The sequence below is a fragment of the Acinetobacter sp. LoGeW2-3 genome (assembly GCF_002688565.1).
GTDB lineage: Bacteria > Pseudomonadota > Gammaproteobacteria > Pseudomonadales > Moraxellaceae > Acinetobacter.
On the sequence record NZ_CP024011.1, the window covers coordinates 1,799,957 to 1,817,069 of the forward strand.

The 17,113-nt window shown below is 41.5% G+C and carries 17 protein-coding genes; 11 read left to right on the forward strand and 6 right to left on the reverse strand.

What is annotated here, in order from left to right; translation table 11 throughout:
• Positions 1–9 precede the first annotated feature (9 nt).
• The 5 genes from eutC to BS636_RS16285 all read left to right on the forward strand — a co-directional run bounded on the left by eutC (position 10) and on the right by BS636_RS16285 (position 3,901).
• Positions 10–825, forward strand: a complete 816-nt coding sequence (gene eutC, locus BS636_RS08625; protein WP_099338385.1) for an ethanolamine ammonia-lyase subunit EutC — start codon at positions 10–12, stop codon at positions 823–825.
• 138 nt (positions 826–963) lie between these two features.
• Positions 964–1,344 (forward strand): hypothetical protein, encoded by a 381-nt coding sequence (locus BS636_RS08630; protein ID WP_099338386.1) that lies wholly within the window; start codon positions 964–966, stop codon positions 1,342–1,344.
• 204 nt (positions 1,345–1,548) lie between these two features.
• The gene (locus BS636_RS08635) at positions 1,549–3,381 is read left to right on the forward strand and encodes a mechanosensitive ion channel (RefSeq protein ID WP_099338387.1); all 1,833 of its coding nucleotides are present in this window, start codon (positions 1,549–1,551) and stop codon (positions 3,379–3,381) included.
• A 68-nt stretch (positions 3,382–3,449) separates the two neighbouring features.
• On the forward strand, positions 3,450–3,623 hold the full coding sequence (locus tag BS636_RS16280; RefSeq protein WP_171265999.1) for a hypothetical protein: 174 nt from the start codon (positions 3,450–3,452) through the stop codon (positions 3,621–3,623).
• Positions 3,624–3,748: 125 nt separating this feature from the next.
• Positions 3,749–3,901 carry a hypothetical protein gene (locus BS636_RS16285; RefSeq protein ID WP_171266000.1) on the forward strand — a complete coding sequence of 51 codons (153 nt, stop codon included), beginning with the start codon at positions 3,749–3,751 and terminating at the stop codon, positions 3,899–3,901.
• Positions 3,902–3,931: 30 nt separating this feature from the next.
• On the opposite strand, the gene BS636_RS08640 is transcribed toward BS636_RS16285, so the two are convergent.
• On the reverse strand, positions 3,932–5,131 hold the full coding sequence (locus BS636_RS08640) for an NAD(P)/FAD-dependent oxidoreductase (RefSeq protein WP_099338388.1): 1,200 nt from the start codon (positions 5,129–5,131) through the stop codon (positions 3,932–3,934).
• 185 nt (positions 5,132–5,316) lie between these two features.
• Between BS636_RS08640 and BS636_RS08645 the strand changes: the two genes are divergently transcribed.
• A complete protein-coding gene (locus BS636_RS08645) occupies positions 5,317–5,643 on the forward strand; it encodes a DUF4870 family protein (RefSeq protein WP_099338389.1) in 327 nt (108 codons plus the stop codon).
• Here BS636_RS08645 and BS636_RS08650 read toward each other — a convergent pair.
• The gene (locus BS636_RS08650; protein ID WP_099338390.1) at positions 5,640–6,515 is read right to left on the reverse strand and encodes a 1-aminocyclopropane-1-carboxylate deaminase/D-cysteine desulfhydrase; all 876 of its coding nucleotides are present in this window, start codon (positions 6,513–6,515) and stop codon (positions 5,640–5,642) included. The genes BS636_RS08645 and BS636_RS08650 overlap by 4 nt on opposite strands.
• 178 nt (positions 6,516–6,693) lie before the next feature.
• Here BS636_RS08650 and BS636_RS08655 point away from each other — a divergent pair, with 178 nt between their 5' ends.
• Both BS636_RS08655 and BS636_RS08660 read left to right on the forward strand, forming a co-directional pair.
• Entirely contained in the window at positions 6,694–6,873 is a 180-nt protein-coding gene (locus tag BS636_RS08655; protein ID WP_099338391.1) for an NF038215 family lipoprotein, read from the forward strand.
• A gap of 111 nt (positions 6,874–6,984) precedes the next feature.
• Positions 6,985–7,608 carry a LysE family translocator gene (locus BS636_RS08660; protein WP_099338392.1) on the forward strand — a complete coding sequence of 208 codons (624 nt, stop codon included), beginning with the start codon at positions 6,985–6,987 and terminating at the stop codon, positions 7,606–7,608.
• 71 nt (positions 7,609–7,679) lie between these two features.
• Here BS636_RS08660 and BS636_RS08665 read toward each other — a convergent pair whose 3' ends face one another.
• The 4 genes from BS636_RS08665 to metG form a co-directional block, all read right to left on the reverse strand.
• Complete coding sequence (locus BS636_RS08665; protein ID WP_099338393.1) at positions 7,680–8,867, reverse strand: ammonium transporter; 1,188 nt, start codon at positions 8,865–8,867, stop codon at positions 7,680–7,682.
• 450 nt (positions 8,868–9,317) lie between these two features.
• Positions 9,318–10,289 (reverse strand): MBL fold metallo-hydrolase, encoded by a 972-nt coding sequence (locus BS636_RS08670; protein ID WP_099338394.1) that lies wholly within the window; start codon positions 10,287–10,289, stop codon positions 9,318–9,320.
• A 254-nt stretch (positions 10,290–10,543) separates the two neighbouring features.
• Positions 10,544–11,224, reverse strand: coding sequence for a hypothetical protein (locus BS636_RS08675; protein WP_099338395.1), 681 nt, complete (start codon positions 11,222–11,224; stop codon positions 10,544–10,546).
• Between the two features lie 246 nt (positions 11,225–11,470).
• Positions 11,471–13,534, reverse strand: a complete 2,064-nt coding sequence (metG, locus tag BS636_RS08680; protein WP_099338396.1) for a methionine--tRNA ligase — start codon at positions 13,532–13,534, stop codon at positions 11,471–11,473.
• A 228-nt stretch (positions 13,535–13,762) separates the two neighbouring features.
• On the opposite strand from metG, the gene BS636_RS08685 reads away from it, so the two are divergent.
• The 3 genes from BS636_RS08685 to apbC all read left to right on the forward strand — a co-directional run bounded on the left by BS636_RS08685 (position 13,763) and on the right by apbC (position 17,082).
• On the forward strand, positions 13,763–14,560 hold the full coding sequence (locus tag BS636_RS08685; protein WP_099339635.1) for a hypothetical protein: 798 nt from the start codon (positions 13,763–13,765) through the stop codon (positions 14,558–14,560).
• Between the two features lie 238 nt (positions 14,561–14,798).
• Complete coding sequence (locus BS636_RS08690; RefSeq protein ID WP_099338397.1) at positions 14,799–15,533, forward strand: hypothetical protein; 735 nt, start codon at positions 14,799–14,801, stop codon at positions 15,531–15,533.
• Positions 15,534–15,816: 283 nt separating this feature from the next.
• Positions 15,817–17,082 (forward strand): iron-sulfur cluster carrier protein ApbC, encoded by a 1,266-nt coding sequence (gene apbC, locus BS636_RS08695; RefSeq protein WP_099338398.1) that lies wholly within the window; start codon positions 15,817–15,819, stop codon positions 17,080–17,082.
• Positions 17,083–17,113 lie beyond the last annotated feature (31 nt).

Genomic DNA, 17,113 nt, shown 5'->3' on the forward strand with positions numbered 1-17,113 from the left:
GGAGTGATGATGAAACTGGTTCCTGATGTGCAATTTCAGTCACAACTGCAAGACAATCCCTGGCAACAACTCAAAGCCTATACCGATGCACGCATTGCCTTAGGCCGTGCCGGTGGTAGCTTGCCAACCCGACCAAGTCTGGAATTTCAGTTGGCCCATGCTCAAGCCAAGGATGCAGTGCTTAAGCCACTCGATACAGAGCAACTTAAAGAAAATTTAGGCAAGATTGACCTGCCCATCCTGGAAATTGAAAGTCAGGCGGTGGACAAGGATCTGTATCTGAAACGTCCTGATTTAGGACGTATCCTGTCCGCTGAATCTAGAACGATGTTGCAGCAATATCGGGCTGAATATCAGAACAATTGGGATGTCGTGATTGTCGCTGGAGATGGACTGTCTGCACGTGCCATTGAGGAGAATACCCCACATTTTATTCCTGCATTGATCGAGGCTTGCAAAGCACAGGGCTGGAGCATCGCACCTTTAATAATTGCCCGCGGTAGCCGTGTCGCACTGGGGGATGAAGTCGCAGAAATCTTAAAAGCCAAAATGCTGGTCATGCTGATTGGGGAACGGCCTGGACTAAGCTCACCCGACAGCATGGGAATTTACTACACTTATAATGCTTTTAAAGGCTGTCATGATGCACTCAGGAACTGCATTTCAAATGTTCGTCCAGCAGGCTTGTCCTATCCTTTGGCGATTCAGCGGCTGGTCGCGCTGATGCAGAAATCCTGCGTATTGCAGCTTTCAGGCGTACAGCTGAAAGATGAACATGAAACCCCAGCTGAAGTTCAACATGAACCCAGCAAAAGATTATTTTAGATAATAAATAGCGTAGAAATTTCTGCGCTGTTACAGACTTACACGCCGTCACCATCTCACTTATTTTTGTCACACAAGTTAAAAAATCAACTTGTTATGATGAAATCCACACATGAATAAAAAACAGTGAGGATGGTTATGGCTAATGATTTCAAAAAAACACCACCTTCAGGCTATGATGAAGATACACGGGTGAAAAAAAGAATTCCTGTCTATATTTTGATTTTAGTAGGTATTTTCCTATTGGCACTACTGCTTTATATGTTTGCTGATATTAATCCTTCGCCAAAAGAAGCACCACCGGATCATCCAAATCCACAAGCTGAGCCAGCGACCATGAACAATACGACCCCAGCTCAGTCAGAGGAAGGGCGTAGTCAGGATCTGGATCAACCTGCCAACTTAAGTGGTGTCACCGGTACCACTGAAGCCACCGCAGAAGGTACAGCGGGAGGCATGGACGTTGGTATAGCGACTGATTCGGAAGGAACCAGTCAAGGCGGAGCTGCTGGTCAGTAAGCACCCTCTTAAAAGGCCCTGGTTAAGAATCAGGGCTTTTTTGCAATCTAATGTGCGGATTTGTTGTAGTTGTGCATTTCTCAATTGAATAAGAAAAGCTCAAATTCTAATGTGAATAGTGCATAACAAACGGCTTTACAACTTTCCAAATAAGAAGTCTGTAAATACTTATAAATAAAGTAAAACCATAGAGGGCATGACAACATGAATGAATATATGAGAGGCCCAGGCGGTTATGATGCCATGTACTATTGGGAGCAGTTCCATCCCATATTAAGTGCAGTGGCGATCCTGCTAATAGGCTGGGTCATTGCATTACTGGTCTCTGCAGGCGTAAAAAAAGTTCTGCAAAAACTCGGAACCAATGAACGGCTTAGCCATGCGACTGGCCATCGTTCCAATATTGAAAATATCATTACGCGAATTGTCTTCTGGTTAATCCTGATTATGGCAGTCATTGGTGCACTGAATGTGCTGAATCTCACCAATGTCAGCGGACCGTTCAGTAACATGATTCAGCGCTTCCTGTTGTTTATCCCTCAATTGCTTGCCGCGATTGCAGTCGGATTCATTGGTTGGATTGTCGCCAATCTGGTCAAGGTTGGGCTGCAAAAGCTGCTTGATCGCACGCAACTGGATGAAAAACTCAGTTCAGAAATCGGTGTAAAACCACTCAGCGAAAATATCAGTGAAATTATTTACTGGCTGATTCTACTGTTATTCCTGCCAATCGTGCTCTCGATCCTTGGTTTAAGCGGTCTGCTTTATCCAGTTCAGAACATGGTGAATGATGTTGTCGGTTATCTGCCAAATATCTTCATTGCAGGCGTGATCATTTTTGTCGGTTATATTCTGGCAAAAATCGTTCGTGGCATTGTAGAAGGTTTACTGCGTAGTCTGAATGTGCAGCAACAGGCAGAGAAGGTCGGCATCTTCAAGAACTCGAATGTTCCTCAGGTGATCGGTTCCTTCATCTTTGCTGTAGTTATCATTACAGCGTTGATCATTGCCTTTGAAGCACTCGGAATTGAGGCGATTTCACAGCCTGCGACTGCAATGCTGTACGAAGTAATGAACGCCATTCCAAACATCATAGCCGCAGCCCTGATTCTGATTTTGGCTTATGTCGTGTCGAAACTGGTTGCGAAGCTGGTGACTGAAGTTCTGGCAGGCACAGGTGTCGATGAAGTTCCGGCTAAACTGGATCTGCAACGTTTTCTGGGTACCACTAAAATTTCTCATGTGGTCGGTTGCCTGATCATTCTGTTTACCATGCTGTTTGCTGTGTCTGAAGCGGCGAACCGTCTTGGCTTTGAACAGGTGAGTAGCCTGATTGCGATGTTCATCTACTTCGGTGCGAACATCCTGCTTGGTGCGGTGATTCTTGTAATTGGCTTCTGGCTGGCGAATGTGGTTGCGAATGTGGTGCAGCGCGGTGAATACAACAGTTCACGCTGGTTAGCCAATCTGGTTCGTGTCCTGATTATGGGCCTTGTAGTTGCCATGGGCTTACGTGCCATGGGCATTGCCGATTCGATCGTCAACCTGGCATTTGGTCTGACTCTGGGCGCAGTAGCTGTAGCGTTTGCGCTGGCATTCGGTCTCGGTGGTCGTCAGCCGGCAGAACGTGTGCTAACTGATCTGATTGATAAAGCCAAACGCGAAGCCAAAGAGCCAAATCCTGTGAAAAATGATACCGATATCATGACAGCAGCTTTTGGTTCAGGTAATGCAACTTCAGCAACTGGTTCAACTGCAACAACAGGAGCGAATATCGTGCCTACTCCAGGTCAATCTAATGATGACAATGCACCAATGAGTACTGACTTATCCAATACTACTCCTGCATCACTCACTACTGCACCGCAGGCTGATGAAGCATCAGGTATTGATCAGGTTACGCCAGATATAGATCAAGCCGTACCAGATTCACTCGACGTCGATCCGACTCATCCACCAGCCAATAATCCATTTGGCTCTACCGGTGAAGATGAACCGAATATCGATAGTCATCCTAAAAAAGATGACCCGAATTAACCTGTTCCAATCATTCAAAATCGGCCACGCTTAAGTGGTCGATTTTGTTCAGTCATGAGGAAAAATGAATGAATACAAGGAAACCTAATAAGATACTTGCTCCCTTAGTAATCGCGGGGATTACCATAGGCTTCTTTACCGCAGCTTATCGTTTTATTTTTGCTAAAACCGAAGGTAGTGAAAATGAGCAGTCTGCTATGCAAGAGTCTGAAGTAGAAGATAATAATTTAGAAAATTCTTAAAAAATTATGATTCAGAGTGCTATTTATTGATCAATATTTTATGTAATATTCAAATAAATATTAGAGTGTTTGGTCTAATATTTGCTTATTAAAAATAAATGATAAATAAAATGGAGATCATTAAAATGTTGAATACACTTAAGAATATTTTAAACCTCAGTGCAGAGCATGAAGCACCTTCCTATTTGCAAGATGCAGCTCAGAAGATGCAGCTGACGATTGACCGTCTTGAAAATACGGCCAATCTCAACCTGTTTAAAACAGACTATCTGGAGTGATCTTAAAACTGACTTTAGAACATTTATTGCTTAAACATATTCCGATGCGGCATGTGCAGATGACCATGCCCATTGGAAATTAAACCCGCCCAGATGTCCAGTCACATCCAGAATTTCACCAACAAAGAATAAACCTTTCTGTTTCTTGCTTTCCATGGTCTTAGAAGATACTTCCGTGGTATCGACACCACCTAAAGTCACTTCGGCAGTACGGTAACCTTCAGTACCTGACGGTTTCACTTCAAAGCCGTGCAGACGTTTCGCGATCTGTTCCAGTTTATCATCACTAATATTGCCAATCGAAGTTTCTGCAACTTCCGCCCAGATCAGAGTCTGTAATTCCAGTACCACGCTTTTTGGTAAATGCTCGGTGAGCAGAGTCCGTAACAAGACCTTCGGCTGGTTTTGTTTTTTGGATTTGAAGAAATCAAATAGATCCACACTTGGCAGGAAATCGACTTTAAAGCTTTGACCCACATCCCAGTAATTTGACAGCTGTAAAGAGCTTGGACCACTTAGACCACGATGGGTAAATAGTAGCGCTTCAGTAAAGCTGTTTAGCTCATTGGATAAGGTTGCTTCTACGGCATTACCACTGAGACGTGTGGTCACTTCTTTAAAATTATCCGAGAAAGTGAAAGGAACCAGACCGGCACGGGTCGGATAGATATAGTGACCAAACTGCTTGGCAATCTCATAGCCAATGCCTGAACCACCCAGTGTTGGAATGGATAGCCCCCCAGAAGCCACGACGACTGATTCAACTTCGAAATATCCTAAAGACGTCGCAACCTGGAAACCTTGATCATCTACCGCATTGACTGCTTTCACTTCACAACTAGTTTTAATCTCAACCAGACCGGTCTTGTCACATTCAGACAGCAACATTGCCAGAATTTCTTTGGCACCATTTAAGGTAAATAGTTGACCATGTTTTCGTTCTTCATATTCAATTCCATACTCGCATACCATGCCAATGAAGTCCCAGTTGGTATAACGGGTCAGGGCTGAAATGACGAAATGCGGGTTATGTGAAATGAAATTTTCCGGCTCAACGTACAGGTTGGTGAAGTTACATTTGCCACCACCAGACATCAGGATCTTCTTACCGACCTTGTTGGCTTTTTCAACCACGACAACACGACGACCACGTTGCGCAGCCATATATGCTGTCATTAAACCTGACGCACCTGCACCTATGACTAAAACATCGTATTGCTTGGAAGACATGACACACTCAAGGGAGAAGAAAAGGAAAGCATTATAGACAATTTTATTTCAGCTTTCTCTATTCATCCCGAAGCAAATTGAATTACAGATTCTCATCACACGTTCATCACAACTGATTTGAAATATGGAAATGCTGCTTCTATAGTTTTTATACATGAGGATAAAAAGCCTAAGGAGAAATACTGATGGCGAATATCGAACAATTAAAACAATATAATCTGATCACTTATATTCTGTATATTTTGGGCTTCTTTGTGGGTCTGACACCGATTGTTGCCATTATTATGAATTATCTGAAACGCAATGAAATGCGCGGTACGTGGCTGGAAAGTCATAGCGATTGGCAGATTCGAACCTTTTGGGTAAGCCTAATAGGTTATCTGGTTGGTGGCCTATTAACCACGATCCTAATTGGATTTGGGATTCTGTTTGTAGTCTTTATCTGGCACATTTACCGTTTAGCCAAAGGTTTGATGGCTTTAAATAATAATGAGCCAATCAATCCGGTTTAATTCGTATTGAGCGCAGGGATTCTGCCTTGCAAGCCACCGGTATGAATGACCAATAACTTCGAGCCAGCAGGGATGTGGCCTTTTGCAATCAGATCGGTTAAACCCATCAGCATTTTCCCGGTATAAATCTGTTCCAGTGGAATACCATGTTCAGCTTCGAAATTCTGAATAAACTGAATCAGTTCAGGTGTAGTCTTGGCATAACCACCAAAACAATAGTCATCGATAATTTGCCAGTTCTTCTTGCTGGTTAGCTGGGCAACATCTTCATTTAAGAATGAACCTTTTAAAGCAGAAAAGCCTAAAATTTGCTGATGACTCTGACTGGCTTCAATTAATCCTGTAATTGTTCCTCCAGTACCGACGGCACAGCAGATCAGATCAAATTGTTCATCATCTGGCTTTAAAATTTCCTGACAGCCTTGGATGGCAAACGTATTGGTGCCGCCTTCAGGAATCACATAATGATCTGGAAATTGTTGCTGCAATTCTGCCAAAAATTCGAATTGTTGTTTACGTCGATAATCTTCTCGGCTAACAAAATGCAGCTGCATGCCAAAGTCTTGTGCCGTCTTTAATGTTGCATTTAAAGGTTTATCTTTGAGTTCTTCACCACGAATAATGCCGACACTTTCAAAACCAAATTGCTGTGCTGCAAATGCTGTTGCTGCAATATGATTGGAATAAGCCCCACCAAAAGTCAGCAACTTGTTAAAGCCGAGTCGTTGCGCTTCCAGAAAATTATATTTCAGCTTAAAGAATTTATTGCCTGAAATCTGCGGATGCACCAGATCTAATCGGCGGATGGTCAGTTGCATGCCGTGTATAGTCAGGTTCTGGTCGATGACTTGCTGGGCAATTGAATCAAACATGGCAATCTTAAAAGTGAGAACCGTAATAGTATAACCAAGTTATGAGTACTCGAAAGTGGCTTGATTTCTATCCAGAAAATGAAATGCTGTATGATGCAGCTTGAAACAAAATAATTGAATAAAAAACAGACACAGAATGCTAATCTAGAGCCAAGGGAATCTTGTCAGGAGGGTAGCAATGAAAAACCTATCCTATGCTGTGCTCGCGTTATTATTATTCAGTCTTGCAGGCTGTGATAATGACAAAATGAATAAACCAAAAACTGAAGTCAGAACCATGATCATTGGGGGGATGCCAGTGCATGATCATGACTATCATTTGCCTAAACCGCAATTGATCGCCCAAGAGGTGCAGTAAACTTAAACTGAATATTTATTAGATAAAGTTAAGATTTCGCACCATAAAAATGCAGCATTCGTGCTGCATTTTGCTTAGAATAGCGCAATCAAGATTTAACTGAGTTATGTTGTGGAATCATTCTGGATTTTGGGCTCGATTGCCTTTGCATTAATGTTAGGCGCAATGAGTCCTGGGCCGACATCCATTTATGTGGCAAAAAATTCAATTGCTATTTCGCGTAAGCATGGCCTGTTTACGGCTTTAGGTACCGGTACCGGTGCGGCTGTTTTTGGCCTGCTCGCAGTGCTTGGCTTACAGGCATTCTTGCTGGCGGTGCCATCTGCCTATCTGGCTTTAAAAATCTGTGGTGGCATTTATTTACTGTGGCTGGCATTTAAAATTATTAAACATGCCAAAGAACCGATTGAGTCGGATGAAAATAGCAATACTCAGATGTCGTTGCGTCGAGCTTATACGACAGGTTTAATTACTCAGTTATCTAACCCAAAAATTGCGATTGTACTCGCCAGTATTTTCACGGCACTTTTACCGAAAGAAATTCCGACTTATTTCTATGTGGTACTGCCAATCCTGTGTTTCTTTATTGATGCAGGCTGGTGCTCACTGGTGGCTGTTGCATTATCAGCAGAAAAGCCACGTCGAATATATTTGAAGTTTAAAGCTGGTTTTGACCGTGCAGCAGGAGCAGTTATGACGGTACTAGGTTTAAAATTAATCTTTGGTATGAAGTAATTTTTCCTATAGAAACTCAATCTATAGATATAAAAAAGCCCCGATTATTCGGGGCTTTTTTAATTTTGTTCTTAAAAAATATTTTCTTCGGAATTAGCCGAGATCCGGTGAATAGATAAATCCGCACCGGTAAATTCTTCTTCCTGACTCAAGCGAATACCGATTAATACTTTCAGCAGGCCATAGACCAGGAATCCACCTGCCAGAGCGACAATAATGGCTAAAACTGTGCCGAATAGCTGTGCAATGAATGACACTCCACCCATGCCACCGAGCCATTGCTGACCGAAAATACCCACAGCAATCCCACCGAAAGCACCACATACCCCATGCAAAGGCCAGACGCCTAGTACATCATCCACTTTGAGTTTATTTTGGGTGTAGGTAAACAGTTTCACGAAAATTACGCCAGCACTAATTCCGATAAATAATGCACCCAGTGGATGTACAACATCAGAGCCTGCACAGATCGCCACCAGACCCGCTAATGGTCCATTATGCAGGAAGCCTGGGTCATCTTTACCAGCGACTTTGGCTGCAATAGTTCCACCGACCATTGCCATTAAAGAGTTAATCGCCACCAGTCCAGAAATCGCATCAAGACGCTGTGCACTCATCACATTAAAACCAAACCAGCCGACAATCAGAATCCATGAACCTAAAGCCAGGAATGGAATCGATGAAGGAGGATGTGCGGTAATCTTGCCATCATTTTTATAGCGACCATGACGTGCACCGAGCAGAATCACCGCAGCCAGTGCAATCCAGCCGCCCATGGCATGCACCACCACTGAGCCAGCGAAATCATGGAAGCTGGCACCAAATGCCTGAGCCAACCAGTCCTGAAAACCAAAGTTCCCATTCCAGATCATGCCTTCAAAAAACGGATAGATCAGGGCAACCAGAAATAACGTCGCTAAGGCCTGTGAGCGCATTTTAGCTCGCTCAGCAATACCACCAGAAATAATCGCTGGAATGGCTGCAGCAAAGGTCAGCAGGAAGAAACAGCGCATCAGGTTATAACCATGATCGGCTGCCAAAGTATTGGCATCATGGAAAAAATGCTGACCATAGGCAATATAGTAGCCCACCAAAAAGTAAGCGATGGCGGAGATGGAAAAGTCAGTTAAAATTTTACTTAAGGCATTCACCTGATTTTTATGTCGAACTGTCCCTAGTTCTAAAAATGCAAATCCTGCATGCATGGCAAGCACTAGAACTGCACCGAGAAGGAGAAATAACAAGTCTATATTTTGCATTGTGCGTTCCAAATTAGTGCGTAGAATCACAAAAGAAATCCAGTATATAGAGGCAAGCTGATTCTAAAAGAGGCACAAACACGGGAAATTTTGATAAAGAATTTCTTGAAATTGATAAGACTCGATATAAAGCACAATGTGATTTTTCTGCACCAAACTAAGACATATTAAGAAAAGATAAAGTTTGAATTTATATTTTATTTTTAATGATTTAGGTTTATTACACTAATTTTAGTGCTAAAAATGAGTGCTAAAGGTGCACATTCAATGCGAAGAAATTTTTAAATAAAAATTTAAATAAATTAAATGAAATAGCAAATTTTAATCATCAAGTTGCATTTGATTTTTAAATTTAAGATTCGTAGAAACTGTAGTCCAGCATCTATAAAATAAATGAAACCCTAAAATTTTAGGGTTTCAGATTTAGAATATTGTAATCGGAGTATTCTCTTAATCTTTAAAATGTACCGGAATCCACTGATAGCTCTTTCCATCTTTTGAGTAAATATGACCGATTCCCGGGAATGGTAAATGTGGCGCTGCAATGGTCTGACCTTGCTTCGCATATTCAGCAAAATGCTTCAAACGGGTTTGTACCGCAGTTTGAGGGTCCACATCGAATTCTATTGCTGTTTCAGGTTTGTCGAATTGCAAGGTATGCGAATGTACGATGTCACCCACAAATACCACTTCTTGACCATCGGCTTTGAGTTTAAAGCTGTAATGTCCTGGGGTATGACCAAAGGATGGCTTAAATTCGACGCCACCAAATGCTAAAGATTTATCTGAGAAGACTTTCACTTTTTTAGCTTTTTCATAAGGAGCGAGTGCAGCTTTAATTTTCTCTACTGTGCCTAAGAAACCTTCCTGTTTGTCTTTCGGTAGTTTCTTAACAGTATTTGGACTCAGCCAGTAGTCATATTCGGTTTTGGAAATATGCAAAGTCGCATTTGGATAATTCGCTACGCCATTGTTTGAAATACCGCAGACATGGTCAGGGTGTAAGTGCGTCAGGAAAATGTCATTCACTTGCGTAGGCTGATAACCTGAAGCTTTAAGATTGTTATAAATTGAACCTAAATGTTCGCCAAAGCAGCTTGCTGCACCGCTATCGACCATGAGCAGTTGCTTGCCTGTATTGATTAAAAAGGCGTTGACTGAGGTTTGAATGCCTTTGTCATTTACAGCAGCGTATTTTTTTAGAATCTCAGATTTTTCAGTGTCACTTAAGCCTTTAAACATGGATGGATTTAAATAGTTTGTTCCATCAAGCAGGGCTGTGATTTGGGTATTACCGATTTGGTGATGGTAATAGCCAGCGACTTGTTTTTGAGTTGCGATGGTTGTTGGTTCAATTGCGTGGGACGTGAGGGCTATGGTGCTTAGAGCGAGTGTGAGGAATAGGGGTTTTAAAGTTTTCATAGGATTTTATAAGTTTTGAAGGGTTACTTCTTTTTTATCATATTTATTAAGGAAGTTTAAAATTAGTTGGAAGCTCCTTCTCCCTATGGGAGAAGGTTGGGATGAGGGCTATGACCACTATTTTGTTATCTGCCTTACTTTTGAAGGATCAAAAGTAACAAAAATCCTTTGTTCTTTAGAGGGCACGTCCGTGTGCCCCTAACGAACGGGCGACATCCATGTCGCAGGTCATTTAATGTTATGCTGCTTTAAGCTTATTTAATTTCTTTGAAACTATTTTTTATTAGATCAATTAATTCATCTTTATATTTAGAATCTAAATTTAATTTAGCTTGATTTTTTTTAGCAACTAATTCTTCTTGATATGGGTAAGGTTGACCTAATTCTAAAGATGATTTTTTAATAAATTCAAAAGCTTTTTTGCTATAACCTTCTATTTCAGGAAGTAAGTAGATTTCATTAATTTGTATATTTTCAATTTTGATAAATTCATTTTTATTTTTATTTTTATTTTTAATAGATTCTAAGTTATTAAGTATTTTCAGTTGGACTAAATCAAACTGATTTTTATCAAATTCATTTAATAGGCTTTCTTTAAGAACTTTTTCCTTAACTTCACTAAAACATGGAGCAAGATCGTAATCTAAACGATCAGAGTATTCTGGAATTTCTGTCAGAGGATTTAGTACACATGCAAAAATATAAGTTGTCTGCAAATCCTTAATGTAATTTTTTTTAAGTACGGAATATTGTGTCGCAACTTGATTATTAATTTTTTTTAATTCTATGGTTTTTTCTGCAATTTGTTCTTCTAAAACAGCTTTCCCATATAGTGGTATAACCGTATACCAAATTGTAAAAATAGCTGATAAAAGAAGTCCAATCTGCGAAAGATGACTAAATCTACTTAATGTTTTGTCTAGATCAATCTTCATTATTAATTTATTTAGGTGGTAGTTATGGATAATTATATAGAAAAATCATAAAGTTGTGAAAGTTTACTTGTGGCGGATCAAAATTAAGGTAATGCCTACGCAATGAAAATTGAGTTTTAATCGTAAAGCAGGGCAGTGATTTAATAAATCCTATCCCTAACCCTCTACTTTAAAAAAGGAGAGGGAACTTAAAGGCATAAAAAAGCCCCTACAACGTAGAGGCTTTTTCTTATCTTAATCTAACAATTAAGACACTTTATCACCTGGTTTAGCACCAGATTCAGGTGAAATCACCCAAACACCTTCGCCATTACCAGCCGCAAGTACCATACCGTTAGAGATACCAAAACGCATTTTACGTGGCGCAAGGTTAGCGACCATCACCACCAATTTACCTTTCAGGTCTTCAGGTTGGTAGAACTCACGAATACCGCTAAATACGTTACGTGGTTCGGCTTCACCGACATTCAGAGTTAATTGAAGCAGCTTGTCAGAACCTTCAACCGTTGCAGCCTCTAAAACTTCAGCTACACGCAGGTCAACTTTCATAAAGTCTTCAATGCCAATAACTTCAGCTTCGCCTGATTGTAAGGTCTTAACAGTTTCTTTACGCTTTTCCTTAGCATCTTTTTTCTTTTCAGCTTTTGGCGCTTCAGCAGCAGCTAAAGAATCTTTAGATGCATCTACCATGGCAGCCACAGCTTTCGGATCAACACGTTGCATCAATGGTTGGAACAATGCAATTTCGTGAGCTGTTAAGATTTCAGTACGTGAAGCAAAGTCGAAAGAAGCCAGTTTCAGGAAGTCCTGAACTTGAGCAGCCAAAGTTGGCAGTACTGGAGACAGGTATACAGCCAATTGACGGAACAGATTAATACCTACAGAACCTACATCATGGACTTGTTGTTCTTCGCCTTCAATTTTCGCAAGTGCCCAAGGTTTTTTCTCATCGATGTACTGGTTGGCTTTGTCTGCAAGCGCCATGATTTCACGGATCGCAGTCGAGAACTCGCGAGATTCATAAGCTTTGGCAATCGAATCACCTGCATCAATAAAGCTTTGAACTAATTCAGGCTCTGCGCATGTAGCAGATAGTTTGTTATCAAACTTAGTATTGATGAATTTCGCACAACGACTGGCGATGTTCACCACTTTACCAACAAGGTCTGAATTCACTTTCTGAACGAAATCATCAAGGTTCAAGTCAGAATCTTCAACTTTGTCAGAAAGTTTAGACGCGAAATAGTAACGCAGGTATTCAGGGTTCAAATGCTGTAAATACGTTTCAGCTTTGATGAAAGTACCGCGAGACTTCGACATCTTCTGACCATTTACAGTCAGGAAACCATTTACAAATAAACCTGTTGGAGAACGGTAGTTTGCACCTTCAAGCATTGCAGGCCAGAACAGCGCGTGGAAGTAAACGATATCTTTACCAATGAAGTGATAGACTTCATTTTCAGAATCTTTTTTCCAATAATCGTCGAAGCTGAGTTCTGGACGCTTGGTTTTGATGTAATTCTCAAAACTCGACATATAGCCAATCGGCGCATCCACCCAAACATAGAAGTATTTGTTTGGCGCATCTGGAATTTCAAAACCGAAATACGGTGCATCACGAGAGATGTCCCAATCGTTCAAGCCATTATCAAACCATTCATCCAGTTTGTTGGCAATAGACACTGGCAGGCGACCTTCGTCACGGGTCCATTTTTGTAGATATTCACCAAAATTCGGCAATTTAAAGAAGTAGTGATCTGAAGATTTCTCTACAGGTGTCGCACCACTTAAAGTCGATTTTGGATTTAATAATTCAGTTGCATTGTATGTAGTACCACACACTTCGCATGAGTCGCCGTATTGATCTTCTGCCTTACATTTCGGGCATGTGCCTTTAATGAAACGGTCAGACAGGAACATGCCTTTTTCAGGATCGAACAACTGGGTCACAGGACGAACTGCAATGTTGCCTGCTTCACGGTTCTTAATGTAAATCTCAGAGGCACGCGCCTGGTTTTCAGCGCTGTTGGTAGAGTCGTAATGGTCGAAGTCTACTTTAAAGCCAGCAAAGTCACGCTCATGTTCTTTTTGCACATTGGCAATTTGCTGTTCTGGTGTAATACCGTTGGCTTCAGCACGCAGCATGATCGCTGTACCGTGAGCATCATCCGCGCAGACATAGGTCACATCATGGCCCATTGCGCGCATGGCACGTACCCAAATATCAGCCTGAATATAGCCGAGTAAGTGGCCCATATGGATCGGACCATTGGCGTAGGGAAGGGCATTGGTGACTAAGATTTTACGCACGGATTAACTCTCTCATTCGTATTCATTATGCAATGGGCAATAATTTTACCTGATGAGCGAGTGAATACAAAGCAAAGCTTGAAACGATTACAGCTGAGTTTTAGGCTTTTCTACGCTGTAGCGACAGGAATATCGAGAAATCCGGATCAAATACAGAATTCTCTATAACTAGAATGCATTAATAGCGATAATAATAGTTTGAAGTTCAGTGTGAAGAGTGCGACTGCCATGATCTATGAAGATGATTACGATGACGACCGTCCGGTGAAGCGTATTAGTGCCAATAAAGCACAGCAGACTCAATTTGGCAGCAAAATTCTCAAACAGGCACAGCAGTATCTGGAGGATATTTCTGCGCAGGAACATGCCTTCTTGATCAAGACCCTGGAACAGCTGGCAAATGAAGAAGCTTATTTCCAGACCCTATCAAATGAACTGAATCAGCCGGTTGGGGCTAAAGTCGCCAATGATGCACTAAACTTATTACATTTCTGGCAGGCAATCCACCAGTTTGAGGATGTCAAAAGCTTTAATCTACTCGATGTCATTAATGGTGAAGACTTTCAGCGCGATCTCCTGTCTGCCTTTGATCAGTTGGAAATCAATGATCAGGAAGAGCGTCGTAAAGTCCTGCTAGAAAGCCTAAAACTCTACAAGCTTGGCTTTTATACGGGATGTATTCCCATGCTCTATGCGCAGCTCGAAGGACTGCTCACTGAAGTATTGTTAAAGCATGGATTCCTGAAACAGCAGGGCAACAAGTTTGTTGATGTACACAAAATCGTCCCGGGCTTAAAAGGAAGTGAAATTAAAAGCCTGTGGCATAAATCAAAAATAGCCTGTGAACTGAATCCTTATTTTGCAGAACTCGCTGCCTATAAAATGGATACCAGTTCAACCGTGACCATGACTCGGCATAATATTCTGCATGGCACAGATGTGAGTCATTTTCATCAGGGACGCAGTTTTGTGCTGTTTATCTGGCTATTTTCTGCGATTGGCTTTATTAGTACCTTGCGTGCTTAAGCTGAAGTAATTCTTTGTGATGAACTTGGTTTTTGTTCAATATTGAAAATACAAAGATCAACCATCCTATTGGTAGCAATTAATAGTTAAAGCAGTTAGGTTTGTGCGATCTCATGCCATGATCAGCAACAACATGTACAGGCTTTGTTGCAGTTTGCTTAATACGCCCGATTCATTCACAGCTTTATGCTAAAAACTTGTCTGAATGATTTATATGAATTACCTAAGGAGGGTGCTCATGACTCAGAATAATCAGACAAGTACTTCTAAACAGAATCAAGATCAAGTACAACATGCACGTGAATTGCATGATCAAATTGAAAAAGAGCAAAAGCAGAACGAGATTGATAAACAGCACAACCAGGAACATCAGGAAGTACTAGAGGCTCAGAAGAACGGTACGGATGAGAAATCTGATCAGCAAAGTGCTAAAGAGTCTGATGGTGACCAGTCAGATAAAAAAAATGAAATGCCCAAGATGGATGACCTAAAAGCCAAGGCGATTGCCATTGGTGAAGATTTATTGAAAAAAGGCGAAAAGATTCTGAATGAGCTTAAAAATGGCAAATCTGAAGCCAAGCAAAATGGTGAGGCAGATGATTTAAAACAGTCTGCTGATAAAGATAGCAAATCGGACCAGCAACATGCTAATGGTCAAGATCAGCAGGATCGTATGACTCATCTTAAAGATGAAGCCCTGCATAAGTTTGAAGATACGAAACAGAAGATTACCGAGCTGGTCAATGAAGCGTCTACCAAACTGGCTGAGCTAAGACAAATGGCAACCGACACAGTGAGCAAAATGAAGAAGGATGATCAGTCTAAAGATCAAAATTCTAAAGATGACTCATCTAAGGATAATTCAAAGGAAGCCAAAGGTTCAGACTCGGATTCAAAACAGTCTAAACAAGATCAAGATAAAAATGCCAAGGACAACAAAGACAAGTCCGAAGACAATAAAAATCATAAATAGGCTTTGATCACATGCCACTTCAACCGCAATAGGGTTGAGGTGGCTCAAACTATGCAGAATCTCGTTTTAAAAATAATAATTCTTGAAATAGTGTCACCACCTTTTATTTTCTATTAATAATTCATTTTCATTATTTCTGTTCGCCATGCATTCATAAAACCAAGTAAAATAGTTGGAAATTGAAACTATCTCCCTCATCTAATCGGGTAGAGTGCTTAACCTTAAGCCAAAACCTCGTTAAACTAAGCTATTTAGATGTCTATCTACAATTTTGGAGTAACCTATGTCGTGGCTTTCTTCGCTTAAATCGGTTTTTTCGCCTTCCCAGGAGGTGAACGAAGAAGCTGTGCAGAACGTGCTGCAAAACTATATTTTGCCAAATTCCAGCAATGCTTTGAAAGACCGTATTACTCAGGTCAATGTGCAGGGTGAGATTTTACAGATCACCATTAACACCTATCCTGAAGAGAAAGAACAATTACAGCAGATTCATGATGAGCTGGCGGACGCGCTGGAAAAATGTGGCATCAAAGAACTCAATATGCATGTGATCCAGCAGAAAACTGGACATAAAAAAGAGGGTGGTTGCGGACATCATCATGCTGAAGGTGAAAGCTGTTCTAGCCAGCCGCAAACTACAGCTGCTTCAAAATCAAATTTACCGCCAGTGGTTGATGCATCAGGCAATGCTGCTAAAACAGAAGAAGTTGATCCAAATAATCCACCCATTCAGAAAGCTGCACCGCAACAGCGTGATGTACCAAAGCATCCCCGTATTCAGAATGTGATTTTGGTGTCTTCTGGTAAGGGCGGTGTAGGTAAATCAACCACCACCGTAAACCTGGCTTTAGCTTTACAAAAACTGGGTTTAAAAGTTGGCGTACTGGATGCTGATATTTATGGCCCAAGTATTCCGACCATGCTCGGTAATGCGGGCAAAACGCCGATGATCGAAGCTGAGCATTTTGTACCATTAGATGCCTATGGCATGGCGGTACTTTCGATTGGCCATTTAACCGGTGATCACAACACACCAGTCGCATGGCGTGGTCCAAAGGCAACCGGTGCTTTAATGCAACTATTTAACCAGACCTTATGGCCAGATCTGGATGTACTAATGATCGATATGCCACCGGGCACAGGTGACATCCAGCTGACACTGGCGCAACGTATTCCGGTAACCGGGGCGGTGATTGTGACAACACCGCAAAATGTTGCCTTACTCGATGCGACCAAAGGGATTGAACTGTTTAACCGTGTGCAGATTCCAGTCATGGGTGTGATCGAGAATATGTCGACCCACATCTGCTCGAACTGCGGCTATGAAGAACAGATTTTTGGTACAGGTGGTGGTGATAAACTGTCAGAGCAATATCACATTCCATTACTTGGCCGTCTGCCTTTAAATGCAACTATTCGTGAAAATGCTGATGCCGGAACGCCGTCAGTGATTGCGGGAGATGATGCCGCTGATAGCTATATGGCGATTGCGGAAAAAATAGCAGCCAAACTGCCAAAAGCTCAAAAAGACCAGTCCCGCATTTTTTAACATTCTATAATGAAAAAAAGAGAGCTTAAGC